The organism is Pseudomonas sp. GW821-FHT02C04 (assembly GCF_059421845.1).
The window spans coordinates 341,220-367,208 of sequence record NZ_JBWKVT010000003.1 but is presented as its reverse complement, the minus strand read 5'-3'; the positions used below and the strand labels follow the sequence as shown (position 1 = coordinate 367,208).

The window sequence follows — 25,989 nt, the reverse complement described above, 5'->3', positions numbered from 1 at the left end:
GAGGCGGTAGCGAATCCGTCGGGCCCCTTGTCGCCAAGGAGCCCGAAGCAACGTCAGTTGTGAATGGAAATGAACGGATCCCACGAGCAGCAGCCGATGATCTGGCAGTTGCGGTCAACGATCAGGAAGTGGAAGTGATAGGTCACGCGACCGCACGAAAGGGTCTCCGACGACCAGTAGTGGTTATCGACTTTCTGGCAGCTCGGCACCGATGGATTGCTGGTGTTTGGCACCGCAACACAGGCCGTAGCCTTGCGCGGCGAGGGCGGGGAGATCAGGTCGGCGCCCTGGTTGCCGATGAATTTGTAGAAGATCACGGCGGTTTCGAAGCTTTGCGACAGGCTGGTTTCACGCCAGCGAATCAAATCGCCGACCTGTGCCTTCAGGTCCAGTTCACCACCGGCCTGGCCGCTGACCACGTTGTCCTGGTTGGTGACCATGTACACATGATGCCAGTCGATCAGCGTCGGGTTTTTCGGGTCTTTGCTGATGCCGGGATACTTTTTCAGAATGGTTTCGGTGTCGATCGTGACCAGCACATCCGTGACTCGAGACATGGTAAAGCTCCTTGTTCATAGTGATTGCCTGATATTTGTTTCAGGCACGACAACGTTGCTTGCCATTCGGCCGTTGCGAGCACACTACTGCCGGAACCCATCGGTCACGAGAGATGAGCGGACCTGCTCCCTGCAGGACAACTGATAGATCGGGTTCCTTCCGATTGCCGCAAATTGACTATAGGCAGGTATTGCAGGCTGTCAAAATTGCGTTTAATCAGTTCGACGGACGGTCAATTTAGTGATAACTCCCAGCGATTTGGCGATAAGCAGCGAAACGCCGGACAGGGTTTGCAATCTGTCGGTCTGGAGCTGAGTGCTGCCCAGCCTATATCGTAACGAACCGCTGGAATGCCCCGACAGGAGAACGCAATGACCTGGTCCGCCAAGCAATACGTCGCTTTTGAAGATGAACGCACCCGCCCGGCCCGAGACTTGCTGGCGGCGATTCCCACGCCCGAGGCGCGCTCCGTGGTTGATATCGGGTGTGGTCCCGGCAACTCGACCGAGCTTCTGGTGGAGCGTTTTCCGGGGGCGAAAGTGCAGGGGCTCGACAGCTCGGCGGACATGATCGCCGCCGCGCGCAAGCGTCTGCCGCAGTTGCAGTTCGAGGTGGCGGACATTGATAAATGGGCCGATGAAGGGCCATTCGATGTGATCTTCGCCAACGCGGTGTTGCAGTGGGTGCCGGATCACGGGACGTTGCTGCCGACGTTGGCAGGCAAGTTGGCGTCGGGTGGCAGTCTGGCGATCCAGATGCCGGACAACCTGAATGAGCCGTCTCATCGGTTGATGCGCGAAGTGGCCGCCAATGGGCCGTGGGCCAGCAAACTGGCGGGTGCGGCGGGGCAACGGACCGAAATGGCGGATGCCAGTGCCTATTTCTCGATGCTGCGCCCGCATTGCGCGCGGATCGATGTGTGGCGCACCACGTATCACCATCAATTGGCGGGCGGGGCTTCAGGCGTCGTTGAATGGTTCAAGGGCAGCGGTTTGATTCCGTTCCTCAGTCCGCTGACGGAAACGGAGCGGGCGGAGTATCTGGCGCAATATCTGGTGGAGGTTGCCAAGGCTTATCCGGCGTTGGCGGATGGTTCGGTGTTGTTGCCGTTCCCTCGGTTGTTCATTGTCGCCACACGTTGATACGAAAAAGGGCCGAGTTGATCGGCCCCTTCTTTTTCGGTCAGCGCTGTACGGCGACCAGCATCATCATTGGTCGCTCCCGCTCTTCAGCGAGCGCCGGTTGCGCGGCCACTTCTGCATCGCTCGGGCCCCATTCATTGACGTGTTGAATGGTGAACCCGGCGCCAATCAACGCGTTGAGCAGCGTCCCGACCGTGCGATGTTGCTTGATCACGCCGTCGGCCAGCCAGTTGGTCACCCGCTCGCCTTCCATCTGATAGCTGTCCAGCGGCCAGCGCTTGTTGCCTTCGCCGTCGATCAGCCAGCCCGGATTGCGCGGCGCCATGAAGATCGGGTGCTCGATGGAAAACACAAAATGCCCACCGGGTTTAAGCGCCGCATGCAGTTTGGCGAACAGCCCCGAAAGATCCTTGATGTAATGCAGCGCCAGCGAGCTATAGGTCAGATCGAATGTACATGTAGGCAAATCGAGCTGTTCCAGGTCGGCACGTTCGTAGCGGATGTTCGTGGCTGATGTGGTTTCCTTCGCCCGTTCGAGCATTTTCTCCGAGACATCCAGCCCCAGTACCTCGGCTGCGCCCTGTTCACTGGCCCAGCGGCAGAACCAACCGTAGCCGCAGCCCAGATCCACTACCTGTAAACCGTGGAGGGACGGCAACAAGGCTTTCAGCGCCGGCCATTCCGGTGCGGCATCGAGGCCGCCAATGGAGCGGTTCATCTGGCTGTAGCCCTGGAAAAATTCGGGGTCGTCGTAGATGTTCTGGGTCATGGGTTTGGTGCTCTTTTGATTTGATTTGGGTGGCTCGGAGGCCACGGTTTTGAATCCCTCGAAAGGTGATGGCGCGTATTCGTCGATGGCCGCGCAGGGGGAGGGGGATGGGCAATGGGGAAATGCTAGCGGGTCGTGGCGAGGGTGAGAACAGGCGGAGTGTTGGGGATCTGTAATCGCAGTTTTTCGTAGAAGCAAGAAACCGGTCTTCAAGACCGGCTTTCAGTATTCAGTTCAACCCTGCTGCAACACCTTGAGCGCCGCCGAAGCCAAGAACCCGGAGCGGCTTTTTTCCTCCGGATGGTGCAACACGTATTCATCGATACGGTTGAGTAGATAGCCCGGCAAAGTGATGTTGAGTTTCTGAGCTTTGCCCAGGTATTTGGTTACATCGATGTCTACCAACGCCCATGTGCAGCCCGCGTATTTTGGATTGGCGGCATGCAGCGTGACCTTGTTGGCGGGCGGGATCGGTGAACCGTCTTCGGCCAGAATCTCGAAGTGGCCTTCGATGGCTTCACGGGCCATGGCCATTGCGTCGTCCAGATCATCTCCAGCGGAGAAGCAGCCCGGAATATCCGGCACCTCCACTCCCCAGGCATGTCCTTCATCACCCATTGAAATCGCGATCGGGTAAAGCATATGTGTTGTCCTCCTGGGCGCTGCTGACCGAGCGAGTCAAAGCAACGCCTGCTGCAAAATACTGATGGCCGTTTTCTTGAGCAGATCTTTCTTCGGGTGAGGCACCGTAACCAGACCAGGTTTGGCCGGATGCTTGAAGTGATGATGACTACCCTTGATCCGCACCAGATACCAACAGTCTGCGACGAGTTGGCCAATTAGAAAACGGCTATTCACAACACCTCCTTGTGGTGTGCTTGGTGGGTACTATACCCACGATTTTTTCTCGATCAACACTATAACCACCGAGCGGTCATCATCCTTTGATGGAGCTGGTGTTCATGAAAGAGTCTAGGCGGGGATACTTCAGCAGGATTGGGAGTGTATTGCGGGCCGTTTCCATGAAATCCAATGGGTTGGTGTTAAGGCTGAACAGACGTGGGTCCCTGACCAAAGTAAATTTTTGAGGCAGGTTCTAACTCCAATATTTTGTGGCTTATCCCGATTTTGGCGCGATAACCCACTGTTAAATGGAGTTAAGCAGTCGAAGTAATGTCCGCCCCCGGCGTATTGGGGGGATTCGCTCCAAATCCTAGGCACAAAAAAACCGGCCATCAAGGCCGGTTTTTTCTGTTTCCGAATCCCCCGTCAAACCACGACGCAGGACTTAAATTCGATTGGAGCGGGTGAAGGGAATCGAACCCTCGTTATCAGCTTGGGAAGCTGGAGTAATGCCATTATACGACACCCGCTCAGAGCGGCTGACTTTGTACCAGACTCGGCCACGGATTTGAAGTTTTCTTTGCGTGTGGCGAGTGGAAAAGCCTGAATCAGAGCCGGATCGGTCTATCGCGGGCAAGCCTGCGGGCTGGAGGACGACTAAAACTCAGCCCCGCAGACTTGCTCGCGACGACACTGTTTCAAATGGCCAATGCATGGTGATCCTGGACTAGCTGGTAACGCGTTCGGCTGGCCTGTTGCGCCGGTTTCAGGAAACCGAGCAGGGCGTTCTGGCTGTCCCGGCAGGCCGACTTGTGTTCCATGTCGAGGAAGTGACCGGTGGCTTGCAGGGTGGTGAAGGTACTCTGCGCCACATGGTTGCCGAACAGGCGCGCATCTTCGGCGGCGGTGTATTCGTCCCATTCGCCGTTCATGAACAGCACCGGTACGTTGATTTTCTTCGCCGCGTTCAAATAGCACTGGCGATCACTGTGCAGCACGTTGCTGATGTGAAAGTGCATCTGCCCGTATTCGTGCTCGGCGAGGCTGCTGACATGGCGATAGTTGAAGCGCTTGAACAGCGACGGCAGGTGTTTGCCGATGGTGTTGTTGACCAAATGGCCAACCCGGTCGCCGTCGCGTTTACCGAGGCATTCGACGCCGCGCTCAAGGTAATCGAGCATGTGCGCGTTGACCACCGGAGAGAACGAACTGATCACGGCTTTTTCGATGCGCCGGGGTTGGTGCGCAAGGGCGACCATGGTCGCGGCGCCACCCCAGGAAAACGACAGCACATGTTCGGCCGCGAAGTGGTCGATCAGCTCCAGCAGGATCAGACCTTCGACTTCTTTCGTCAGATGTTTCTCGTGGCGGTTGTGGACTTTCGACTTGCCCGCGTAGGGCTGGTCGTAGCAGACCACGTTGAATTGCGGGTGCAGATTTTTCACGGTTTGTGCAAACGACGCAGTCGTGGCCATCGAGCCGTTGACCAGGATGATGGTCTTTTCTGCGGCGTCTGCGCGATAGAACTCCGTGTAAACCCGATACTGACCCTGTATATCCAGCACAGCGATTTCTGGCCTCATGTCATAAGACTCCTGGCAAGCAAGCGGGTATGCGCGCAAATAGAGATTGCACGAGCTTTGTGACAGGTAGGCATACGCCTGGAATTTTGGAGCCCATGTCGATCCGTTACGGCAGGTCGACGGGTATTGTTATTGGCGGGCAATCTGCCGGCTGAGGCGGAGCCCTGAGGGCTCTCTACCGGCAAAAGGTTTCTTAGAAGTTATGTGTGACTCATCGGTCACAATTTGGCCGACGTCCTGATTCAAGCAGGGGGATCCGGATCGCGCAAGTGCCGTTGGTAAATTGTTCGACAACTTCTGCTGAGCGGTCGGCTGCTTAGAACAAATGAATCTCTTCGGTGCGCAAGGCGCGGTACTCGCCCGGTTTTAGCGCGTGATCCAGCGGCAGCGGGCCCATGGATTCGCGGTGCAGGCGCAGCACTTTGTTGTTGAAGTGGCCGAACATGCGCTTCACCTGGTGGTAGCGTCCCTCGACGATGCTCAGTCGCGCCGTTCGCGGGCCGAGCAGCTCCAGCTGCGCCGGTTGGGTGGTCAGGTCCTCGAAGGCGAAGTAGATCCCCTCGGCGAACTTGATCGCATATTCCGGGCCGATGTCCTGTTCGGTCTCGACGTAATAGACCTTCGGCAGTTTGGTCTGCGGCTGGGTCAGGCGCCGCGACCAGCTGCCGTCGTTGGTGATCAGCATCAGGCCGGTGGTGTTGAAGTCCAGGCGCCCGGCGATGTGCAGGTCGTCCTTGTCCGGCTCGTGGATCAGGTCGAGCACGGTCGGATGCTCGGGGTCCCGTGTGGCGCTGACGCAGCCCTGCGGTTTGTACAACATGAAATAGCGCGCCGGTTTGCCGCTTTGCAGCACTTCGTCGTCGACTTCGACGCGGCTGAATTCCAGGACTTCGCTGTGAGGGTCGCTGACGACTTTTCCGTCAACGCGCACGCGCTTTTCCACCAGCAACAGGCGAACCTGCTTGCGGTTGTAGCGGGGCAGGTTACTGAGGAAACGGTCGACGCGCATGATCAGGAATCGGCAGGAAGCGGGGCGCGCATCTTACGGGATCGGTCGTTTTGCCGCTTGCAGTTGCGCCTCGACCTGGGCGCAACGCGGGCACAGGCAGGATTGGTCGCGCAGTTCCGGCGGCAGGGCTTCGAGGACCGCCGGGTCGATGCTCACGCCGTAGCACCAGCAGGCACGGTCGGCGGTGCGCGGGTCGGCCAGGGTGCAGTCGTTGCGGGCGCCGCAGGCCGGGCAGAGGTCAGGTTTGTTCAGAGCGTCAGGCATAGGTCGATTGATGCATTTCCACGCAGGTGCGGTTACGGCCGGTCTGTTTGGCCCGGTACATCGCATGATCGGCCCGGGACAGCAGGCTGTGCAAGGTGTCATCCCGTTGCAGGGTGGTGGCGCCGATGCTGACCGTCAGATTCAGGGTGTGACCGTTGTAGGCATAGTCCTGCTGTTCGACGTGTTGGCGGATCTTCTCGGCAATCTTCTGACCGGTCTCACCGTCAGTGTCCTTCAGCAGAACGATAAATTCCTCACCGCCCCAACGGCAGACGATGTCGGAATGCCGCAGACAACTTTGCAGGTCCCGAGCGAACCCGATCAGCACCTGATCGCCGGCCATGTGCCCGTAGGTGTCGTTCAACACCTTGAAGTGATCGAGATCCAGCAGTAACGCCGTCAATGGTTTCGGCTCGCGGTGGGCTTCGTGCAGAGCTTGCACGGCGAGCAGGTCGAAGCCGCGTCGGTTGGGTAGTTCAGTGAGGCTGTCGAGGGTGGCCTGGGCCTGGATTTTTTCCTGATAGCGCCGGATCAACCGGTTGACCAGGGCCAGCACGATCAGCGTCACCAGCAGGCAGATCAGCAGATTGAGGTACAGCGACTGGCGGATTTCGCTGAGCGCGCCGTCTTCGCGCTTGTCGACGAACAGGTACCAGTTCAGCTCCGGAATGAACCGCACGTTGAGGAAATGTCCCTGGCCGTGGGCGGAATATTCGTAGCTGCCGCTGTGGGGTTTGGGTAATTGGCTGACCAGACCTTTCATACTGTCGAGGTCGGTCAGGCTTTTCCCGACCCGCGCACCTTCCGGCCCGCCCTCGGCGCCGGTCAGTACCAGCCGGCCGAAGGTGTCGACGAAGTAAACGCTGCGTTGATAACGCTGCTGGTACTTGTCGATCAGCTTGATCACCGCATCCACGGTCAGCCCGACGCCGGCGGCGCCGATGAAGCGATCGTTGTAGTCGTAGACCTTGTAGTTGATGAAGAAGGTCATGTTGTCTTTGTTGGCCAGGTCCGGGTCGACGTTGATCTCGTACGGATCCTTCATGTCGCGCACCCGGAAGTACCAGGCGTCGCGCGGCTCGTCGATTTTCACCTGCTTGAGCACTCCCTTGGCGTGGTAGTAGGTGTGGGTGCTGTTGGAGACGAAGAACGCGGTGTAGGCGCCGTAGTGGGTCATGACCTCGTCGAGATAGCGGGTCATCTGGTCGCTGTCTTTTTCGCCGTTCACCACCCAGTCGCGCATGAAGGTGTCGCGGGACATCATCGAGGAAATCAGGATCGGTCTGACGAGGTCTTTCTGGATTTCCGAATACACCGTGTCGGATGTCAGCGGCAGTTCGGTGTTGACGATGTTGTCGCGGATCGATGCCCGCGAGGCGTAGTAGCTGAGCAGTGAGGTGGCGAGGAAGCCTGCGCCGAGGAGGGCGACCAGCGTCAGTACCAGCGAACGTTGAGAGTAAAACGCAGATCTGAGCGGCATTGGCATTTCCGTCGACGGTGGCCCGATGGCAGCATTCTAGTGGCAGTGACGAGGAAAAGGTTGCGGCATATTTGCCTGAAATGAGCAGCCTGTTGCGCCGCTGATCCGACGGGCGCTGGAAGTTGGCACTCGGTTGCGGTTTGCCAGTCAAAACTCTTGTCAGCCGGTCTGTGCCGACTGCTGTCGCAGGTCTTTCAGGAGGCCGTCATGCGTATTTCAAAATGGCTGCGTCGGGTGCTGCTGGGAGCAGTGCTCGGTCTTGGGCTGTCCGGTTGTTATTACTATGGTGGCGGCTATGACGTTTACTCCCCGCCTTACTACTATCCCGGTTACTACTCGCCCTATTACTACGGTGGCTATTACGGCCCGCGCTACTACGGTGGCGGCCGCTATTACTACGGCGGCTATGGGTATCGTGGGGGTTACGGGCGGGGTTATCACGGTGGTGGATACCATGGCGGCCACCACTAATCAGCGGCTGAATGGCGGCGTTTGCGGATGAACAAGATTTCATGAATCACTTGTTTCAAGTTGTTACTGAAACGCACCAGATTCAGAAAACGCTGTCAGATATCTCGTCAGTCACCGAATAAAAGACTGACGCCTGCCAGCGTCGCTGGTGTGGCTACCCGCGGTCCAGGAGGCCGCCATGTATCGCCGAATTCTTCTGCTTGCCGTGATGCTTTTTTCGATTGGCGGTTGCGTCCCTTATTCCTACGGAGATGGCTACTACACCTCAGAGGTCTACACCTCCCAGTCTCCTTCGTACTACAACAGCGGTGGCACTTATTACAGCGGCGGCAGCACCTACTATTCGGCCCCGCGTTACTACCAGCCAGCGCCACGCTATTACCAACCGGCTCCACGTTATTACTCGGCGCCTCGTTACTACCAACCGGCCCCGCGTTACTACGAGAGCCGCCGCTGGCATGGCGATGATCGTGGACGCTGGGATGGCCATCGCCGCGGTGGTTGGGACGATCACCGGGGTCGTGGCGACTATGACCGCCATAGCGGACGCGGCGATCACTGGCGCGGTAACCGCTGGTAACTCTACCCGCAAAAAAAGCGGCGCATTGAGCGCCGCTTTTTTTATGCCCGGATTTCAGTAACTGGAGAGATCCGCCAACGGATGCCGCCCCTCCCAGACCTTGTGAAAGTGCGCCTCGACCACCGCATCCGGCACCCGTGTGATGTCCGGCCAATGCCAGTGCGGTTTGTGATCCTTGTCGATCAAACGCGACCGAACCCCTTCGCTGAACTCCGGATGCCGGCAGCAATTGAGGCTCAAGGTGTATTCCATCTGAAAGACTTCGGCCAGCGACAAGTGGCGGGCGCGGATGATCTGTTCCCAGACCAGATGCGCAGTAAGCGGAGAGCCTTCGCTCATGGTTTTCGCGGCACGGGCAATCAGCAGGTCACTGCTGTCCCTTTGCAGGCTGATGGCTTTCCAGGCGCAGGTCACGTCGCTGACATCCAGCAGCTCATCGATCTGCCGACGGCGCGGCAGCCACTGCGCCTCCGGCATCTGCGCCACGGCTTCCTGCTGCAACGCCTTGAGCAGGCTGTTGAGTTGCATGGCGGTTTGTTCCTGCCAATTCAGTTGCAACAAACCGTCGATCAATTCCTGCTGCTGTTCATCGAGCAGGAAGCGGTCGGCCAGATCCAGATCGATCGCATCGCGACCGTTCATGTGTGCGCCGGTCAAACCGAGGAACAAACCGAGCTTGCCCGGCAGGCGTGACAGAAACCAACTGGCACCGACATCCGGGTACAGACCGATACTGATCTCCGGCATGGCCAGACGACTGCTCGGCGTGACGATCCGGATGCTCGCGCCTTGCAGAAGGCCCATGCCGCCGCCCAGCACATAACCATGGCCCCAGCAGATCAACGGTTTCGGGTAGGTGTGCAGGCTGTAATCCAGGCGGTATTCAGCGTTGAAAAACTGTGCAGCCAGCGGCGGCACTTCACCGGGATGGGCGCGACAGGCCTCCACCAGGCTGCGCACTTCGCCGCCAGCGCAGAAGGCCTTGGCGCCATTGCCGCGCAGCAGCACGCAGACGATTTGCGGATCCTTGGCCCAGGCGTTCAGTTTGTCGCTCAGGGCGTGGATCATTGGCAGGGACAGCGCATTGAGCGACTTTTCGGCATCCAGACTGGCCACGCCGATGCGCGCGCCGTCGGTGCCGGTGAGTTCTTCGAAGTGCAGATTCATCGTGACCTCGATCGGGAATTTGAACGATCAGTATGATCGCTGTGTGGGAAAGTGCCGGATCTGCGTCAGATCAATTGACAAGCGTGGTCGGCTTTCCTAGGGTTCGCCCCATTGTTTTTGCCGGGTATGACCATGACTGCTGACGACCGTATCAAACTCGAACCGAGCTGGAAGGAGGCACTGCGTGCCGAATTCGACCAGCCCTACATGGCAGAGTTGCGCACTTTTCTGCAGCAGGAGCGGGCGGCCGGCAAGGAAATCTATCCGCCGGGCCCGATGATTTTCAATGCGCTCAACTCGACACCGCTGGACAAGGTGAAAGTGGTCATCCTCGGCCAGGACCCGTACCACGGCCCGGGCCAGGCTCACGGCTTGTGCTTCTCTGTGCAACCGGGCGTGCCGGCGCCGCCGTCGCTGGTCAACATCTATAAAGAGTTGAAGCGCGACCTGAACATCGACATTCCCAACCACGGCTACTTGCAAAGCTGGGCCGATCAGGGCGTGTTGATGCTCAACACCACCATGACCGTCGAACGCGCCAACGCCAATGCGCACAAGGACAAGGGCTGGCAGTTTTTCACGGACCGGATCATCGAAGTGGTCAGCCAGCAGCAACCGCATCTGGTGTTCATGCTCTGGGGCGCGCATGCCCAGAGCAAGCAGAAGCTGATCGACGCCACCAAGCATCTGGTGCTGACGTCGGTGCACCCGTCGCCGCTGTCGGCCTATCGTGGCTTCCTCGGTTGCGGGCACTTCAGCCGCACCAACAAATTCCTTGAGCAGAATGGCGAAGCGCCGATCGAGTGGCGTTTGCCGTCGGTTGTTTAAATAATCTTCTGAAGTCTCTCGGGTGGTGAGAGCCGCCCGTCGGATTGCTTCATCTACCTGTTATTTCTGACAGTAGATATAAAGGTGAAACCCGCGTTTAGTTGTGCAGTCGGCGTCACAGTCGAATTTGCTGGTAAACAATGGAGCGGGAGATCGTCATGACAGATTTGAGAATCAAGGATGTAAAGTCCTTTCCGAAGGCAATGGGAAGTCTTTTCGCAAGAACTACTCGGTTTGATCCAAGCGACCCACGAAGCGTTATCGACACTCAAGATGTTTTTCTCCGCGATGACGACAACTTTTACACCGTAGGTGGTCGTATCGATACCGCTAGCTATTTTACGTCGCTTATTTTTAAGCTTCCAAAAGGCCTCGCGAGTGGCAAGCACGCTCTCGGGCCCGGCAGTATTGACGTAGATCACTTCGTTGATGAGGGTAAAGGCGAAGAGTACTACCGAGCGATTAGTGGAGAGATCACGCTCACTGAAGTCGTCGAGGGCACCCGTTATCAAGCCACGGAGTTTCGATTTACAGGTCGCATCGGCGCGGCTGGTAAAACGGTAGAAGTGATGATGGGGAAATTCGATATTTCCTGATTGGTCTAGGAATACGCTTCAAGTCATGGTCCTCCGGTCTTGAAGCGTATTGGGCGTCTACATGACTTACGGACATTCCCCGTTTCTATTCCAATACTTGAACAACGGCTCCGCCAGAAACAACACGAACAACAGCCGCATCACCTGCATCGCCGTCACCAGCGGCACCGACAGTTGCAGGGTTTCCGCCGTCAGGCTCATCTCTGCGATCCCGCCGGGCATCATACCCAGCGTCAACGATCGCAGATCCAGATGCGTCATTGCACTCAGTCCCAACGCCGCCAGCGTCGCGATCAGCATGGTCAGCGCCGTGCCAATCAACGTGCGCCCCATGAACGACGGCGCCCGGCGGAAGAACTGGCGGTTGAAGTGACAACCCAGTCCGCTGCCGATCAGCCACTGGCCAATCTGGCTGCCACCATTGGGCAGACTGATGTGCAAGTCCCAGGCGATGCTAACTGTCGCACTCACCAGCAACGGCCCGAACAGCCAAGGATTGGGTTGACGCAGACGTTGCCAGAGCCATGCGAGCAAGCCACCCGCCGGAAAAAGAATCGCCAGCCAGCGCCAGTCGACGCTGCCAGCATGTGAAATCGGTGTGCCGTCACCCAGCAGATACTTGAACGCAGCCGGTACACATAACACCACCACCAACACCCGCAGACTTTGCCCGGCCGCGACATGGCTGAGCATCGCGCCGTTGCGTGCGCCGAGGTTGACCATCTCGCCGGAGCCGCCGGGCATGCTGGAAAAAAACGCCGTGGCGCGATCTTCACCGGTGCGGCGCATCAACCACACGCCGACCACCGCCGACAGGCTGGTGACCAGCGCTCCGAAGAAGATCAGGCCAAAGTGACTGAGCACTTGCTCCATCACCAGCGGGGTGAAGTGCAGGCCGATGCCGATCCCGACGATCCACTGGCCGCACTTGCGGCCGCCAGGGATTTCGGTCAGTTGCCACGGGGTCAGGCAGCGCACCAGGATGATCGCCAGCAACGAGCCGACCATCCACGGCAGTGGCCAGCCGATCTGGCTGGCGACATAGCCGCCCAGCAGACCGACCAGCGGGGTTCCCCACCAGGTTTTGAAGGACCGATCAAACATCGGCCACAGCACGCCGTGCGACCGAACGTTTACGCCAGATGCGGATGATCGGCACCAGCAGCATCGCCACGATCAGCCCCCAGACGCTGAGGGTGATCCCGCTCGACCAGAGGATGTCCAGCGAACCGTTGGAGATCGACAGCGCGCGGCGCAGGTTTTGCTCCATCAGACCGCCAAGGATGAAACCCAGCAAGACCGGCGACAACGGGAAATCGAGCTTGCGCAGGATGTAACCGAAGATACCGATGCCGATCATCAGGAACAGATCGAACGTGGTCGCATGTACCGCGTACACGCCGATGGCGGTGATGATCGCGATCATCGGCACCAGCGCCCAGTTCGGCACGGCGAGGATGCGGGTGAAGATGCGGATCATCGGGATGTTCAGGATCACCAGCATGATGTTGGCGATGAACAGCGACGCGATCAGGCCCCAGACGATGTCCGGTTGTTGCTGGAACAGCAGCGGGCCGGGGGTGATGTTGTACAGCGACAGCGCGCCGATCATCACCGCCGTGGTGCCCGAACCTGGAACGCCGAGGGTCAGCATCGGCACCAGCGCACCGCAGGCTTCGGCTCCGATGGCGGTTTCCGGTGCGGCCAGACCGCGCTTGTCACCCTGTCCGAACTTTCCGTTCGGGCCGGCGATTTTCTTCTCGGTCATGTAGGCCACTGCGCTGGCCAGCGTCGCGCCGGCACCCGGCAATACGCCCATGATGAAACCTAGCACGCCGCAGCGCAGGTTCACCGCGAACACCGACGCAGCTTCCTTGAAGTTGAACATCATGCGTCCGGTGGCTTTGAACGCTTCCTGGCCACGGTGGGTTTTTTCCAGCAGCAGAAGGATTTCGCTGATGGAGAACAAGCCCAATACCAACACTACAAACTGAATGCCGTCGGTGAGGTGAATGTTGTCCCCGGTGAAGCGATACACGCCGCTGTTGGCGTCGATCCCGACGGTGGACAGGAACAGGCCGATCAACGCGGCGATGAAGGTTTTCAGCGGTCGGTCACCGGCCATGCCGCCGAGACAGACGATCGCGAACACCATCAGCACGAAGTATTCGGCGGGCCCGAAGGCGATCGCCCACTTCGCCAGGATCGGCGCAAAGATCACCATGCCGCAGGTCGCGATGAACGCGCCGATGAACGAACTCCATGCCGACAGCGACAACGCCACACCGGCCAGACCCTGACGAGCCATCGGGTAACCGTCGAGCGTGGTCATCACGGTGGAGGCTTCGCCCGGGATGTTCAGCAGGATCGAACTGATTCGGCCGCCGTATTCGCAACCCAGGTACACCGCCGCCAGCAGGATCAGCGCCGATTCCGGTGGCAGGCCGAGAGCAAAGGCAATCGGGATCAGCAGCGCCACGCCGTTGATCGGGCCCAGCCCCGGCAACAGGCCGACGATGGTGCCGATCAAGGTGCCGCTCAGGGCGGTGACGAGGTTATAGGGTGTCAGCGCGACCCCGAAACCGTGACTCAAATATCCAAGCGTATCCATATCAGTTCTCCAGAACGTCGAGCAGGCCCAGAGGCAGAGGAACGTCCATGACTTTGTCGAACAGCAGGTACAGGCCGATGCTCAGCAAACTGATGATGATCGCGCCGGGCAGCCAGCGACCGCCGTACAGACGGGCCATCGGAATGCCGACCAGAATGCTGCTGAGGATGAAGCCCAAGGGTTCGAACAGGCCGGCGAACACCACCAGCAGCAACACGCAGACACCGATTTTCTTCAGCGTTTCGCGGTCCAGCGGCGGGTCTTCTTCGGTGTGCTTGATCGGGGAGGGGCGATAGATCATGTAGACCAGCGCCAGCCCCATCAGCCCGAGCATCAGCAGCGGGAAGGCACGAGGGCCGATCGGTTCGTAGGAAAAGGGTGCCTGGTAAGGCCAGGCCATCAGTATCAGGCTGACACAGGCCAGCAGCAGTACCGACGCAAAGATGCGTTGAACGAGCATGAGGAACTCCTGGGCCACGGCCTCGATGCGCGAGGCCGTGGCCGCTAGACAGAGACGATCACTGGATCAGGCCGAACTCTTTGGCCAGCACTTTGTAGTCCGCGACTTGCTTCTTCACGTAGGTGTCCAGCTCCGGGCCGGTCATGGCGAACGGGAACAGTTCACGCTGATCACGCAGCTTGGCGAAGTCTTCGGAGGCCAGCAGTTTGTCGAAAGCGTCCTTCCACCAGGCGTAGTCTTCGTCGCTGACTTTCGGCCCGAGGTAGAAGCCGCGCACCACCGGCCAGACGATGTCGTAGCCTTGTTCCCTGGCGGTCGGGATACCTTTCATTTCCGGCTCGTCGAGGCGGTTTTCGGCGAAGACTGCCAGCAGGCGCATGTCACCGCTCTGGATGTGCGGCATGGAGTCGGAAATGTCGGTGCTGCCGACCTGAATGTGGCCGCCGAGCAGGGCGGTGGCGATCTCGCCGCCACCTTCGAGGGCGACGTAGCGCAGGTCGCGCGGGTTGATTCCAGCGGCTTTTGCGATCAACGCCGTCTGCATCCAGTCCTGGCTACCAACGGTGCCGCCGGAACCGATCACCACTTTGCTCGGATCTTTCTTCAGCGCCTGTACCAGATCGTCGAGGTTCTTGTAGGGCGAATCGCTTTTCACCGCGATGGCACCGTAACTGGTACCGACCGCCGCCAGCCAGCGCACGTTGCTTTCATCGAAGCGGCCGAACTTGCCTTGCGCCAGGTTCAGCAGCGAACCGCTGGACCACGCCACCAGCGTGCCCGCATCCGCCGGACGCTGGGCCACCACCGCGTTGTACGCCACCGCGCCGACACCGCCGGGCATGTAGGTCACGCGCATCGGTTTGGTCAGCAGTTTTTCGTTGACCAGCGCGCTTTGCGCCAGTTTGCAGGTCAGGTCGAAACCGCCGCCGGGGGAGGCCGGGGCGATGCATTCCGGACGCTTCGGTTCGGCCATCAGTTGGCCGGCGAACAACATGACGCCAGCGGCTAGAGCAACTTTACGCAGTGATAAGTTCATCTATGTCTCCTTGGGAGTTGTTGTTATGGACGTACTGAATTACCAAAGGGCAACGCTATAGCTCACCAGCAGACGCACTTCATCGGCATCGCGAGCGGAGTAATTGGAACGGTAAGTGGCATTACGCAAACGCACGGCAACGTCCTTCAGGGCGCCGCTTTGTACTACATATTTGATCTCGGTGTTGCGCTCCCACTCTTTGCCTTCGTCACCGTTCTTGAGCTTGATGTTGTCACCGCTCAAGTAGCGGCTCATGAAGCTCAGGCCGGGGATGCCGAGTTTGGCGAAGTCGAAGTCGTAGCGCGCCTGCCAGGAGCGCTCTTCGGCGCCGGCGAAGTCGTTGATCTGCACGAAGTTGACCAGGTACGGGTCGCTGCCATCGACATAGGGGAACGCGCTGTCGCCGGACATGTGCTGATAACCGGCGGTGAACTTGTGGCCGCTCAGGGCATAGCTGACCAGACCGTTGAGCGAGCGGTTGTCGATCTCCCCGCCACGAGCGGCGCCCTGATCGTCACTGACGGCGAAGCGCAGGTCGGTGGCGAAAGTGCCCGGGCCCATCGGCCGCGAAGCGACCAGTCCGAAGAAGTGCTGGTTGTAGACTTCGTCGAGTTGCGCGAAGTGGTAACTGCCGGTGATCTTGTCGGTGAACTTGTAGTCCACGCCGGCAAAATCGAAGTGCTTGCCGGCAACGGTGCCAGCAAAGCGGCCGTTCTTGTTGTTGAGGGCAATGTCCTCGAAATCGGTGCTGTCGCGGTCCTTGGCCTTGTCCAGGCGCCCGCCGGTGAAGGTCAGGTTCTTGATCTCCTTGGAAGTCAGCAAGCCGCCTTCGAAGGTCTGTGGCAGGATTCGCCCGTCGTTTGGCTTGAGGATCGGCAGTTCCGGAATCAGGCTGCCGATCTTCAGTTCGGTGGCGGAGATCTTCACTTTGCCGGTCAGGCCGACCTTGGAGTATTCGTCCGCCGCGCGCCCGTCATCGTGGGTCGGCAGCAGGCCGGTGCCGGTGCGGTCCGGGCTCGAATCGAGCTTGACCCCCAACATCCCCAGCGCATCGACACCGAACCCCACGGTGCCGTCGGTGTAACCCGATTGCAGGTTGAGCATGAAACCCTGTGCCCACTCGTCGCGCTTGGACTGTTGGGCGCTGGTGCCGTCGCGAAAGTCGCGGTTGAAATACATGTTGCGGGTTTCGAAGGTGGCGGAACTGTCTTCGATGAAATCGGCGTAGCTCATCGGCGCGAAACCGGCGAGGGCGGCGGCACTGGCAAGGGCGGTGTGGCTGAAACGGGAAGGACGAACAGGCGTAAGAGCCTTGGTCTGCAAGGACGGCATGCGAGGTGTACTCCGTTTATTGTTCTTATTGGTCGAAAACGCTTCGAGGCGTTTTTCTTATCGCTGTGTGGCATCAGCGACGGCAGTCGGAACTGTCCGTGGGCCGACTCTAACGGCCTAACCTTTCGCTAACCTTTCAGCTGACTTTCCCGGATTTCGGGCTTCACAGCGGCGGTTGCGGCTGTAAACTCCGCGGCAAAGAATGGCGTCGGCCATCCCTGAATGAGGTAGAGATCCATGCGTGTTCTGCTCGTCGAAGACCATTTGCCACTGGCCGAAAGTGTCGCCCAGGCGCTCAAGAGCACCGGTCTGACCGTGGACGTGTTGCACGACGGCGTGGCCGCTGACCTGGCCTTGGGCAGCGAGGAGTACGCGATGGCGATCCTCGATGTCGGCCTGCCGCGCATGGACGGATTTGAAGTGCTGGCGCGTCTGCGGGCCCGGGGCAAGAACCTGCCGGTGCTGATGCTCACGGCCCGCAGCGACGTCAAGGATCGGGTCCATGGGCTCAACCTCGGTGCCGACGATTATCTGGCCAAACCGTTTGAATTGACCGAGCTTGAGGCGCGGGTCAAAGCCCTGCTGCGCCGCAGTGTGCTCGGCGGCGAACGGCAGCAGCGTTGTGGGGTGCTGGCTTACGATCTGGATACCCGGCGCTTCACCCTCGGCGAAGAACTGCTGACGCTGACCTCCCGCGAGCAAGCGGTGCTTGAAGCGCTGATCGCACGCCCGGGTCGGGTGATGAGCAAGGAGCAACTGGCGTCGCAAGTGTTCGGCCTCGACGAAGAGGCCAGCCCCGACGCCATCGAAATCTACGTGCATCGTCTGCGCAAGAAGCTCGACGGCCATGCGGTGGCCATCGTGACCTTCCGTGGCCTCGGCTACCTGCTGGAAAGCCGTGATGCATAAGCCCAGCAGCCTGCGCTGGCGGTTGTTGTGGAACCTCGCGCTGTTGCTGGTGGTGTTGATGCTGGCCAGCGGCTTGAGCGCTTACTGGAACGGTCGCGAAGCTGCCGACACCGCTTATGACCGCACTTTGCTGGCATCGGCGCGGACCATCGCCGCCGGCCTCTCGCAGCGAGACGGCAGCCTCAGTGCCGACGTGCCTTATGTGGCACTCGACACCTTCGCCTACGACAGCGCGGGACGCATCTATTACCAGGTCAACGACATCCATCAGAAGCTGATTTCCGGTTACGAAAACCTGCCAGGCCCACCACCGGGGACGCCGAGAACCGACAGCTACCCGGCGCTCGCGCGTTTTTACAACGCCACGTATCAGGGGCAGAACGTGCGCGTCGTCAGTCTGTTGAAAGCCGTGACCGAGCCGAACATGAACGGCATGGCGGAAATCCGTGTCGCCGAAACCGACGAAGCACGCGTCAGCATGGCCCGCAGTCTGGCGGCCGACACCTTGCTGCGATTGGGCATGCTGGCGATTGGCGCATTGTTGCTGGTGTGGTTTGCGGTCAGCGCGGCGTTGCGGCCGATCGAGCGTTTGCGCACCGCGGTCGAAGAGCGTCAGCCCGACGATCTGCGGCCCTTGCCGTTGGTGGAGGTGCAGCACGAATTGTGGCCGTTGGTGCGGGCGCTCAATCACTTCACCGAGCGCCTGCGCGGGCAGTTCGAGCGTCAGGCGCAATTCATCGCCGATGCGGCCCACGAATTGCGAACGCCGCTGGCGGCGCTCAAGGCGCGACTTGAGTTGGGCCTGCGCTCAAACGAGCCGCAGACCTGGCGCGACACGCTGGAATCTTCGGCGCAAAGCACCGATCGGCTGACCCATCTGGCCAACCAGTTACTGTCGCTGGCCCGGGTGGAAAACGGCGCCCGGGCGATTGCCGAAGGCGGCGCGCAGTTGCTTGATCTGAGCCAATTGGCCCGGGAGCTGGGCATGGCGATGGCGCCGCTGGCCCATGCTCGCGGCGTGGCGTTGGCGCTGGAAGCGGACGAACCGGTCTGGCTGCGCGGCGAGCCGACATTGCTCAACGAACTGTTGAGCAATCTGGTGGACAACGCGCTGGCGCACACGCCGTCGGGCGGTAACGTGATCTTGCGGGTGCTGTCGCCGGCGGTGCTGGAGGTTGAAGACGATGGCCCGGGCATTCCGCAGGATGAGCGTGACCGGGTGTTCGAGCGTTTCTACCGACGCAACCAGCAGGTCGCCGGTTCCGGGCTGGGGCTGGCGATTGTCGGGGAAATCTGCCGCGCGCATCTGGCGCAGATCACGCTGCACGATGGTGAGCGGGCGGGGTTGAAGGTGCGGGTGAGCTTTATTGCCGGCTAAGGATCAGTAAAACATCGACCGCGATTCTTCCAGGTCGGCACACAGCACTTTGTTGTCCGGATCGATCCCCAGTTTGCGGAAGGCCGGCACGCTGAAAGGGTCGATGCGGGCGAGGGGGTGGTCAGTGTCCTTGTGGCAATACAGGCTGGCCACTTGCACCAGATCCACGTAATCGATCTGCGACGAATCGCGTTTCAGATCCTGATACAGCCCCGGCAACTCCACCAGCCGCTCGGGGAATTCCCAGACCCGCAGCAATTTGTCGCCCAGCAGCGGATGAATGTGGTCGATCACATGGTTGAGGCTGACCGGGTCGGACAGCAATTCGTAGTGGTCTTCGGCATAGGTCAGGATTGGCAGCACACCGATCTGGTGCACCAGTCCGCCCAGCGCGGCCTGGTCAGGCTTGAGCTGGGTATAGCGACGGCACAGGGCGTAGCTGACCCCGGCAATTTCCAGGCTCTTGCGCCAGACTTCGCGCATCTTCTGTTCGACCACGTCGGAGCGGGCGTGGAAGATCTGCTCCATCACCAGACCGATCGCCAGGTTGCTGCTGTAGTTGACGCCCAGCCGGGTGATCGCGGTGTGCAGGTCGGTGACTTCCTGGGTCGCGCGCAGCAACGGGCTGTTGACCACTTTGATCAGGCGCGCCGACAGCGCCGTGTCACGGCCGATCACTTTGCTCAGGTCGCTGACGCTGATATCCGGGTCTTCAGCGGCCTTGCGAATCTGCAGGGCCACTTCCGGTAACGTTGGCAGAACCAGGTCATCGTTATCGATGGCCTCAACCAAATCCTGTTGGACCTTATCCGCCAGCTCACTCATGTCGTTTCTCTAGGGTGTTGCACAAATGCTGCGATCAACGCTGGATTTCGCGGTCGCGATCCAGTTCGTAAGGCAGGTCGAGCAAGTGCAGCGCCGGACCTTCGGCCGTGCCCAGATGCAAATCGCCCGCTTCGGCAGCTTCGGCCTGCAACACCGCCAGCAGTTCAATATTCTTTTCGGTACGGGCGGCCAGCACCACTTCGCCGATGGAGCTGCCGTGGCTCGGGGCGAACAGCGGGGTGCCCGGCTCCGGCAATTCGCTGGCGTCCAGCTGCACGCGGTACAGGCGACGCTTGAGCTTGCCCAGGTATTGCATGCGCGCAACGATTTCCTGGCCGGTGTAGCAGCCTTTCTTGAAGCTCACGCCGCCGACGGCTTGCAGGTTGAGCATCTGCGGGATGAACAGCTCACGGGTGCTCGGCATGACTTGACCGATACCGGCGCGGATCTGGCCCAGCAGCCATTGATTGAGTTCGGCTTCGCTCAGTTGCGCGGACAGCTTGCCTTTGACGCTGTCGGCCTGATCGGCCGGCACCCAGAGTTCGGCACGGTTCGGGGAGACGCGAATGGCGATCAGGCCTTCGTTGCGGGCCACGCTGTCGGTTTCTGCCGGCAGTTCCAGACCCAGGCTGCTCAGGCTAGCATCGCCATGATCGAGGCCGAAGCGCACCCAGGAGGCGCTTTCGTCGGTCAGTTTCGATTTGGAGAACACCGCGTACTTTTTCAGATCCGCCAGTTGCGGTTCCAGCAGCTCGCCGGCCATTGCCAGCAGTACGCCGTCGCCTTCAAGCACGATGCGGAAACTCGACTGCATCCGGCCTTTCTGCGTGCAGCGGGCACCGAGGCTGGCCTGGGTATCACTCAAGTAATTGATGTTGCAGGTCAGCTGGCCTTGCAGGAATTTGCCGGCATCCGCGCCGCGAACCGCGAGAACGCCTTCATGAGACAGGGTGCAGAAAAAAGCAAAATCGGCCATGGGTCATCGCAGGGTAAATAGACTGGGGCACATCATAAGGGGGTGGTGTTGAAATGGGTAGTTCATAAAGGATCGGTGGTGCCCGACCAAAGCCGACTGTTCGCCCCGTGTCGGGCCTGTATACTTGCCGCCTATTTGAGGAGGGCTCCATGGTCGAACAAGTTGAACTGAATCGCCTCTTTTGGCACAGCCGTCGCGGCATGCTTGAGCTTGACGTGCTGCTGGTGCCGTTCGTGAAAGAGGTCTACGCGAATCTGAACGAGGTGGATCGCGCGCTGTATGTCCGCCTGCTCGAGTGCGAGGATCAGGACATGTTCGGCTGGTTCATGGAGCGCAGCGAGTCCGAAGACCCCGAGCTGCAACGCATGGTTCGCATGATTCTGGATCGTGTCCAGCCCAAGTAATACGTTCGAATGCCGCTGGCAGGCCTCACGGCAATTGCTGGCGGCGTATCTCCTGGCCCAGGCGTTCGCCCTGTGCACTCTGTTTCTGCTTGTCCTGCCTTTCTGGGTCAGTCTGCTCGGTGCGGTCGCCTGTCTGGGCCATGCCGCATGGGTGTTGCCCCGCCAGATTCTGTTGAGTCATCCCAAGGCTTTCTGCGGATTGCGCCGCGACGCCGATGGCTGGCAGCTGTGGAATCAGGCCGATGGCTGGCAGCCGGTGCAGTTGCGCCCGGACAGCCTGGCGCTGCCATTGATCGTGGTTTTGCGCTTTCGATTGCGTGGGGAGTGGCGGGTCAGGTCGATCTGCGTGCCCCGAGACTCGCAGGCGGCGGATTTGCATCGACGCCTGCGGGTACGCCTCAAGTTCAGCCGGCGTAGGTGGGCGGCACCAGAATAGTGTCGAGGGCTTCGGGCAGCAGATCCGGGTAGTCGAGGGTGTAATGCAGGCCTCGGCTCTCTTTGCGCTCCATGGCTGAGCGGATCATCAATTCCGCCACTTGGGCCAGGTTGCGCAACTCGATCAGGTCGCGACTGACTTTATAGTTGCTGTAGAACTCGTCGATTTCGTCCAGCAGCAGACGCACGCGATGCTGTGCCCGTTGCAGACGTTTGTTGGTGCGCACGATGCCGACGTAGTCCCACATGAAGCGCCGCAGCTCGTCCCAGTTGTGCGCGATGATCACGTCTTCGTCGGAATCGGTCACCTGGCTCGCGTCCCAGGCGGGCAGGGCGCGGGGGATGGCGATGTCGGACAGTTGCTCGAGAATGTCCGCCGCAGCCGAGCGGGCATAAACGAAGCATTCCAGCAACGAGTTGCTGGCCATGCGGTTGGCGCCGTGCAGGCCGGTGAAGCTGGTTTCGCCGATGGCGTACAGTCCGGGTACGTCGGTGCGGCCCTGTTGGTCGACCATCACGCCGCCGCAGGTGTAGTGCGCCGCCGGGACGACCGGGATCGGCTGTTTGGTGATGTCGATGCCGAATCCGAGGCAGCGTTCGTAAACCGTCGGGAAGTGCGTCTTGATGAAAGCTTCGGGTTTGTGGCTGATGTCGAGATAGACGCAATCGACACCCAGGCGCTTCATCTCGTGGTCGATGGCCCGGGCGACGATGTCCCGTGGTGCCAGTTCGGCGCGCGGGTCGAAACGCTGCATGAAGCGCTCGCCGTTCGGCAGTTTCAAATGCGCGCCTTCGCCGCGCAGGGCTTCGGTGATCAGGAAACTCTTGGCCTGCGGGTGATACAGGCAAGTGGGGTGGAACTGATTGAATTCCAGGTTCGCCACCCGGCAGCCCGAACGCCAGGCCATGGCGATGCCATCACCGCAGGCGCCGTCGGGGTTGCTGGTATAGAGGTAGACCTTGGCGGCGCCGCCGGAAGCCAAGATTACAAAACGCGCGCCGTAGGTGTCGACTTCGCCGGTCTTGCGGTTGAGCACGTAGGCGCCGAGGCAGCGGTCGCCGTCCAGTCCCAGGCGTCGTTCGGTGATCAGATCGACGGCGACGCGCTGTTCCAGCAGCTCGATGTTCGGGCGTTGTCTGGCTTGGGTCAGCAAAGTTGTGAAGATCGCGGCGCCGGTGGCATCGGCGGCGTGAATGATGCGGCGGTGGCTGTGGCCGCCTTCACGGGTGAGATGGAACTCGAAACCGCCATCTTCTGTGCCGGACTGCTCATCTCGGGTGAAGGGCACGCCCTGGTCAATCAGCCACTGAATCGCCTCTTTGCTGTGCTCGACAGTGAAACGTACTGCATCTTCATGGCACAGGCCGCCGCCGGCATTGAGCGTGTCGTCGACATGGGATTCGACAGTGTCGGTGTCGTCCAGCACGGCCGCGACGCCACCCTGTGCCCAATAGGTCGAACCGTTGGCGAGATCGCCCTTGCTCAATACGGCGATGCGCAAGTGACCGGGCAGGGTCAGCGCGAGACTCAAACCGGCAGCGCCGCTGCCAATCACCAGAACATCGTGTTGAAACTGTTGGCTCATTTCAGGATTCCGCTCAAAGCGACCCGGGTCGGGGTTGGCGCAAGACAGGCGGATGGGCGAGTCGAGACAGCCACACAGCCCACTAGTATATAGAGGGGTGGGGCGGCACAATAGCCGGGCCGATATGGCATTGTGAAACTACCGTGACGGAAAAATACAGACGCTTTGTCGGATGTTTTTTTCGCCGGTTTTGGGAAAAAGCGACTGTATCGCAGATGAAACACGCTTTTTCCGCTCACGGTTGCCCAATGTCGGCGTGGCGCGTCTATAAATATTTGGAACTTTTGCCAGAGGCCCAAGATCAATAGACAGTTGCCCGAAACAAGGGACAGTGTCGGCTTCAATGCGGAACCTGCGGTTGGGTTCTAGCCGGCGAGCCGATTAAAAGATTATTCGCGCAGCCGGTTTATCCCGCGCTGCGTTTTTCGTGCGTGCCAAATCAGAGCCCGCAGGAAACTTGCTTGGAGGGGGAGAACTTTTGCGAAAAGCCCGAGTCTATGTTTGCAAGTCCGGTCGTTTAGTCATGCAAGCTTCCTCCGAGTTTATCGAGGAGTGTTCATGCTAACCCAGGAAGAGGATCAGCAGCTGGTCGAGCGCGTTCAGCGCGGTGACAAGCGAGCTTTCGATCTGCTCGTGTTGAAGTATCAACACAAAATTCTCGGGTTGATCGTGCGTTTCGTGCACGACACCCATGAAGCCCAGGATGTTGCTCAAGAAGCCTTTATCAAGGCTTACCGGGCACTAGGAAATTTCCGCGGAGACAGTGCGTTTTATACGTGGCTTTACCGCATCGCCATCAACACGGCGAAAAACTATCTGGTTTCACGCGGCCGCCGGCCGCCGGATAGCGATGTCAGTTCCGAAGATGCAGAGTTCTATGACGGCGATCACGGCCTGAAGGATCTCGAATCTCCTGAGCGCGCATTGCTGCGGGATGAGATCGAAGGCACCGTCCATCGAACCATTCAGCAACTGCCAGAGGATTTGCGCACGGCTTTAACTTTGCGCGAATTCGATGGTCTGAGTTACGAGGACATCGCGAGCGTCATGCAATGTCCGGTTGGTACCGTGCGCTCCCGGATTTTCCGCGCCCGGGAGGCCATCGATAAAGCCCTGCAGCCGTTGTTGCAGGAAAACTAAAGACAGCGGCGACAGCCAAGAGAGGAACGCCATGAGTCGTGAAGCCCTGCAGGAATCGCTGTCCGCAGTGATGGATAACGAAGCGGACGAACTGGAATTGCGTCGAGTGCTCAATGCACTGGACGATGTTGAAACCCGTGAAACCTGGGCTCGTTATCAGATCGCTCGGGCAGCCATGCATAAGGATCTGCTGCTTCCACGTCTGGATCTCGCTGCGGCAGTGTCTGCTGCGCTGGAAGATGAAGCCACGCCAGCCAAAGTGTCCCGCGGTCCATGGCGCAGCCTCGGTCGTCTGGCCGTTGCAGCCTCGGTGACCGTTGCCGTTCTGGCGGGTGTTCGTCTGTATAACCACGACGAAATTGCCGGTGTAGAACTGGCGCAGCAATCCAATCAGCCTGCATTGGCCGTTCCTCAAGTCAAAGGCCCGGCTGTATTGGCAGGCTACAATGAGAGTTCGGAAGCCACCGGCCCTATGGCCAATGGTGTGCTGCAAGGCCAGCCAGGCTGGCACGATCAGCGTCTACCAGGTTACCTGCGCCAACACGCTCAACAAGCTGCGCTGAAAGGTACTGAAAGCGCATTGCCTTACGCGCGTGCAGCAAGCCTGGAAAACCGTTAAGGAGGATCATGCGCTCCATACCTCTACTTTCGCTTCTGCTCAGTGGCTGGTTCATTGTTCCAGCCCACGCCGACGAGGCCCAGGACTGGCTGACCCGTCTGGGCCAGGCCGAGCAGCAGCAAAGCTTTCACGGCACATTCGTTTACGAGCGTAACGGTAGTTTCTCTACCCATAACATCTGGCATCGTGTCCAGAATGGCCAGGTCCGCGAGCGTTTGCTTCAGCTCGACGGCTCGGCTCAGGAAGTCGTGCGCGTTGATGGGCATACTCAATGCGTCAGCGGCACCCTGATTGCGGGGCTGGGGGATTCTCCCAACTCTGCCGCTCGTCCTCTTGATCCTCAAAAGCTGAAGAATTGGTATGACCTTGCCGTCATCGGCAAGTCGCGTGTGGCCGGGCGTGAGGCGGTGATCGTGTCGCTGACGCCGCGCGATCAGCATCGCTATGGATTCGAACTGCATCTGGACAAGGAAACGGGTTTGCCGCTCAAGTCGTTGCTGCTCAACGACAACGGGCAGTTGCTTGAAAGATTCCAGTTCACTCGACTGGAGACTTCTGAAGTTCCGTCCGACAAGGATCTTCAAGCCGATTCCGATTGCAAGCCTGTGAACCTTGAAGGCGACAAGGCTTCTGCCGTCAAGACTGCTCAGGTCTGGCGCTCTGACTGGCTGCCTCCTGGCTTTGAACTCACCAGCAGTTCTTCGCACAAGGATCCCGAGACCAAGACGCAGGTCAACAGCCTGCTGTATGACGACGGTCTGGCGCGTTTCTCTGTATTCCTCGAGCCGTTGAACGGTGCAACCGTCACCGATACCCGGACTCAGTTGGGCCCTACCGTTGCCGTATCCCGTCGCTTGACCACGCCTCAAGGTGAAGTGATGGTGACGGTTGTCGGCGAGATTCCAATCGGCACCGCTGAGCGGATTGCCTTGTCGATACGCAATGATGGCGCTGCAACCAGCAAGCAGTGAGCTGATTCCAGCTGTTT

Annotated in this window: 29 protein-coding genes and 1 tRNA gene; 12 read left to right on the top strand and 18 right to left on the bottom strand. The window is 59.6% G+C overall.

Going from position 1 to position 25,989, the window contains the following annotated elements; translation table 11 throughout:
• Positions 1–53: 53 nt before the first annotated feature.
• Positions 54–557, bottom strand: a complete 504-nt coding sequence (locus tag AC07VV_RS13675; protein WP_007957947.1) for an inclusion body family protein — start codon at positions 555–557, stop codon at positions 54–56.
• A 372-nt stretch (positions 558–929) separates the two neighbouring features.
• On the opposite strand from AC07VV_RS13675, the gene tam reads away from it, so the two are divergent.
• Positions 930–1,700, top strand: coding sequence for a trans-aconitate 2-methyltransferase (tam, locus tag AC07VV_RS13670; protein ID WP_495036505.1), 771 nt, complete (start codon positions 930–932; stop codon positions 1,698–1,700).
• Between the two features lie 40 nt (positions 1,701–1,740).
• Here tam and AC07VV_RS13665 read toward each other — a convergent pair whose 3' ends face one another.
• The 8 genes from AC07VV_RS13665 to AC07VV_RS13630 all read right to left on the bottom strand — a co-directional run bounded on the left by AC07VV_RS13665 (position 1,741) and on the right by AC07VV_RS13630 (position 7,648).
• Positions 1,741–2,469 (bottom strand): class I SAM-dependent methyltransferase, encoded by a 729-nt coding sequence (locus AC07VV_RS13665; protein ID WP_495036504.1) that lies wholly within the window; start codon positions 2,467–2,469, stop codon positions 1,741–1,743.
• A 234-nt stretch (positions 2,470–2,703) separates the two neighbouring features.
• Positions 2,704–3,111 (bottom strand): type II toxin-antitoxin system HicB family antitoxin, encoded by a 408-nt coding sequence (locus tag AC07VV_RS13660; RefSeq protein WP_495036503.1) that lies wholly within the window; start codon positions 3,109–3,111, stop codon positions 2,704–2,706.
• Between the two features lie 36 nt (positions 3,112–3,147).
• Entirely contained in the window at positions 3,148–3,327 is a 180-nt protein-coding gene (locus tag AC07VV_RS13655; RefSeq protein WP_495036502.1) for a type II toxin-antitoxin system HicA family toxin, read from the bottom strand.
• Between the two features lie 441 nt (positions 3,328–3,768).
• Positions 3,769–3,842: transfer RNA gene (locus tag AC07VV_RS13650), tRNA-Gly, on the bottom strand.
• 168 nt (positions 3,843–4,010) lie between these two features.
• A complete protein-coding gene (locus tag AC07VV_RS13645) occupies positions 4,011–4,895 on the bottom strand; it encodes an alpha/beta fold hydrolase (RefSeq protein WP_249485023.1) in 885 nt (294 codons plus the stop codon).
• A 316-nt stretch (positions 4,896–5,211) separates the two neighbouring features.
• Positions 5,212–5,904: a pseudouridine synthase gene (locus tag AC07VV_RS13640; protein ID WP_495036501.1), complete on the bottom strand. Its 693-nt coding sequence runs from the start codon at positions 5,902–5,904 to the stop codon at positions 5,212–5,214.
• Positions 5,905–5,937: 33 nt separating this feature from the next.
• Positions 5,938–6,156, bottom strand: a complete 219-nt coding sequence (locus AC07VV_RS13635; RefSeq protein WP_493065434.1) for a cysteine-rich CWC family protein — start codon at positions 6,154–6,156, stop codon at positions 5,938–5,940.
• A 4-nt stretch (positions 6,157–6,160) separates the two neighbouring features.
• Positions 6,161–7,648 (bottom strand): sensor domain-containing diguanylate cyclase, encoded by a 1,488-nt coding sequence (locus AC07VV_RS13630; RefSeq protein ID WP_495036500.1) that lies wholly within the window; start codon positions 7,646–7,648, stop codon positions 6,161–6,163.
• Between the two features lie 207 nt (positions 7,649–7,855).
• On the opposite strand from AC07VV_RS13630, the gene AC07VV_RS13625 reads away from it, so the two are divergent.
• Both AC07VV_RS13625 and AC07VV_RS13620 read left to right on the top strand, forming a co-directional pair.
• Positions 7,856–8,119 carry a hypothetical protein gene (locus AC07VV_RS13625; RefSeq protein WP_096819428.1) on the top strand — a complete coding sequence of 88 codons (264 nt, stop codon included), beginning with the start codon at positions 7,856–7,858 and terminating at the stop codon, positions 8,117–8,119.
• Positions 8,120–8,297: 178 nt separating this feature from the next.
• Complete coding sequence (locus tag AC07VV_RS13620) at positions 8,298–8,699, top strand: hypothetical protein (protein WP_096819427.1); 402 nt, start codon at positions 8,298–8,300, stop codon at positions 8,697–8,699.
• A 54-nt stretch (positions 8,700–8,753) separates the two neighbouring features.
• On the opposite strand, the gene dspII is transcribed toward AC07VV_RS13620, so the two are convergent.
• Positions 8,754–9,866, bottom strand: coding sequence for an enoyl-CoA hydratase/isomerase DspII (gene dspII, locus AC07VV_RS13615; protein ID WP_495036499.1), 1,113 nt, complete (start codon positions 9,864–9,866; stop codon positions 8,754–8,756).
• Positions 9,867–9,998: 132 nt separating this feature from the next.
• Here dspII and ung point away from each other — a divergent pair, with 132 nt between their 5' ends.
• Complete coding sequence (ung, locus tag AC07VV_RS13610) at positions 9,999–10,694, top strand: uracil-DNA glycosylase (protein ID WP_085605867.1); 696 nt, start codon at positions 9,999–10,001, stop codon at positions 10,692–10,694.
• 158 nt (positions 10,695–10,852) lie between these two features.
• The gene (locus tag AC07VV_RS13605; protein WP_495036498.1) at positions 10,853–11,290 is read left to right on the top strand and encodes a hypothetical protein; all 438 of its coding nucleotides are present in this window, start codon (positions 10,853–10,855) and stop codon (positions 11,288–11,290) included.
• A 66-nt stretch (positions 11,291–11,356) separates the two neighbouring features.
• Here the strand turns inward: AC07VV_RS13605 and AC07VV_RS13600 are convergent, their stop codons facing one another.
• The 5 genes from AC07VV_RS13600 to AC07VV_RS13580 are packed head-to-tail and all read right to left on the bottom strand — an operon-like array spanning position 11,357 to position 16,729.
• Positions 11,357–12,394, bottom strand: coding sequence for an AbrB family transcriptional regulator (locus tag AC07VV_RS13600; protein ID WP_495036497.1), 1,038 nt, complete (start codon positions 12,392–12,394; stop codon positions 11,357–11,359).
• Positions 12,387–13,901 carry a tripartite tricarboxylate transporter permease gene (locus AC07VV_RS13595; RefSeq protein WP_096819424.1) on the bottom strand — a complete coding sequence of 505 codons (1,515 nt, stop codon included), beginning with the start codon at positions 13,899–13,901 and terminating at the stop codon, positions 12,387–12,389. The genes AC07VV_RS13600 and AC07VV_RS13595 overlap by 8 nt, the downstream gene beginning before the upstream one ends.
• A 1-nt stretch (position 13,902) precedes the next feature.
• The gene (locus AC07VV_RS13590) at positions 13,903–14,361 is read right to left on the bottom strand and encodes a tripartite tricarboxylate transporter TctB family protein (protein ID WP_096819423.1); all 459 of its coding nucleotides are present in this window, start codon (positions 14,359–14,361) and stop codon (positions 13,903–13,905) included.
• Positions 14,362–14,419: 58 nt separating this feature from the next.
• Positions 14,420–15,397 (bottom strand): Bug family tripartite tricarboxylate transporter substrate binding protein, encoded by a 978-nt coding sequence (locus AC07VV_RS13585; RefSeq protein WP_096819422.1) that lies wholly within the window; start codon positions 15,395–15,397, stop codon positions 14,420–14,422.
• A gap of 39 nt (positions 15,398–15,436) precedes the next feature.
• A complete protein-coding gene (locus AC07VV_RS13580) occupies positions 15,437–16,729 on the bottom strand; it encodes an OprD family porin (protein WP_192560018.1) in 1,293 nt (430 codons plus the stop codon).
• 237 nt (positions 16,730–16,966) lie between these two features.
• On the opposite strand from AC07VV_RS13580, the gene AC07VV_RS13575 reads away from it, so the two are divergent.
• Both AC07VV_RS13575 and AC07VV_RS13570 read left to right on the top strand, forming a co-directional pair.
• Complete coding sequence (locus AC07VV_RS13575; RefSeq protein WP_192560019.1) at positions 16,967–17,638, top strand: response regulator; 672 nt, start codon at positions 16,967–16,969, stop codon at positions 17,636–17,638.
• A complete protein-coding gene (locus AC07VV_RS13570) occupies positions 17,631–19,016 on the top strand; it encodes a sensor histidine kinase (protein ID WP_493065437.1) in 1,386 nt (461 codons plus the stop codon). The genes AC07VV_RS13575 and AC07VV_RS13570 overlap by 8 nt, the downstream gene beginning before the upstream one ends.
• Positions 19,017–19,019: 3 nt before the next feature.
• Here AC07VV_RS13570 and AC07VV_RS13565 read toward each other — a convergent pair whose 3' ends face one another.
• Both AC07VV_RS13565 and ygfZ read right to left on the bottom strand, forming a co-directional pair.
• The gene (locus AC07VV_RS13565; protein WP_096819418.1) at positions 19,020–19,841 is read right to left on the bottom strand and encodes an HDOD domain-containing protein; all 822 of its coding nucleotides are present in this window, start codon (positions 19,839–19,841) and stop codon (positions 19,020–19,022) included.
• Between the two features lie 34 nt (positions 19,842–19,875).
• Entirely contained in the window at positions 19,876–20,817 is a 942-nt protein-coding gene (gene ygfZ, locus AC07VV_RS13560; RefSeq protein ID WP_495036496.1) for a CAF17-like 4Fe-4S cluster assembly/insertion protein YgfZ, read from the bottom strand.
• A gap of 149 nt (positions 20,818–20,966) precedes the next feature.
• Here ygfZ and AC07VV_RS13555 point away from each other — a divergent pair, with 149 nt between their 5' ends.
• Together AC07VV_RS13555 and AC07VV_RS13550 are read left to right on the top strand one after the other, a co-directional pair.
• The gene (locus AC07VV_RS13555; RefSeq protein WP_007957989.1) at positions 20,967–21,221 is read left to right on the top strand and encodes an FAD assembly factor SdhE; all 255 of its coding nucleotides are present in this window, start codon (positions 20,967–20,969) and stop codon (positions 21,219–21,221) included.
• Entirely contained in the window at positions 21,205–21,657 is a 453-nt protein-coding gene (locus AC07VV_RS13550; RefSeq protein WP_495036495.1) for a protein YgfX, read from the top strand. Before AC07VV_RS13555 ends, AC07VV_RS13550 begins: the two co-directional genes overlap by 17 nt.
• On the opposite strand, the gene nadB is transcribed toward AC07VV_RS13550, so the two are convergent.
• A complete protein-coding gene (gene nadB / locus AC07VV_RS13545) occupies positions 21,626–23,242 on the bottom strand; it encodes an L-aspartate oxidase (RefSeq protein WP_495036494.1) in 1,617 nt (538 codons plus the stop codon). The two genes, AC07VV_RS13550 and nadB, sit on opposite strands and share 32 nt — an antisense overlap.
• A gap of 558 nt (positions 23,243–23,800) precedes the next feature.
• On the opposite strand from nadB, the gene rpoE reads away from it, so the two are divergent.
• The 3 genes from rpoE to AC07VV_RS13530 are packed head-to-tail and all read left to right on the top strand — an operon-like array spanning position 23,801 to position 25,972.
• Positions 23,801–24,382: an RNA polymerase sigma factor RpoE/AlgU gene (gene rpoE, locus AC07VV_RS13540; protein ID WP_003172477.1), complete on the top strand. Its 582-nt coding sequence runs from the start codon at positions 23,801–23,803 to the stop codon at positions 24,380–24,382.
• A gap of 31 nt (positions 24,383–24,413) precedes the next feature.
• Positions 24,414–25,001, top strand: coding sequence for a sigma-E factor negative regulatory protein (locus AC07VV_RS13535; RefSeq protein ID WP_096819414.1), 588 nt, complete (start codon positions 24,414–24,416; stop codon positions 24,999–25,001).
• 8 nt (positions 25,002–25,009) lie between these two features.
• Positions 25,010–25,972, top strand: coding sequence for a MucB/RseB C-terminal domain-containing protein (locus tag AC07VV_RS13530; protein WP_495036493.1), 963 nt, complete (start codon positions 25,010–25,012; stop codon positions 25,970–25,972).
• Positions 25,973–25,989: the final 17 nt, after the last annotated feature.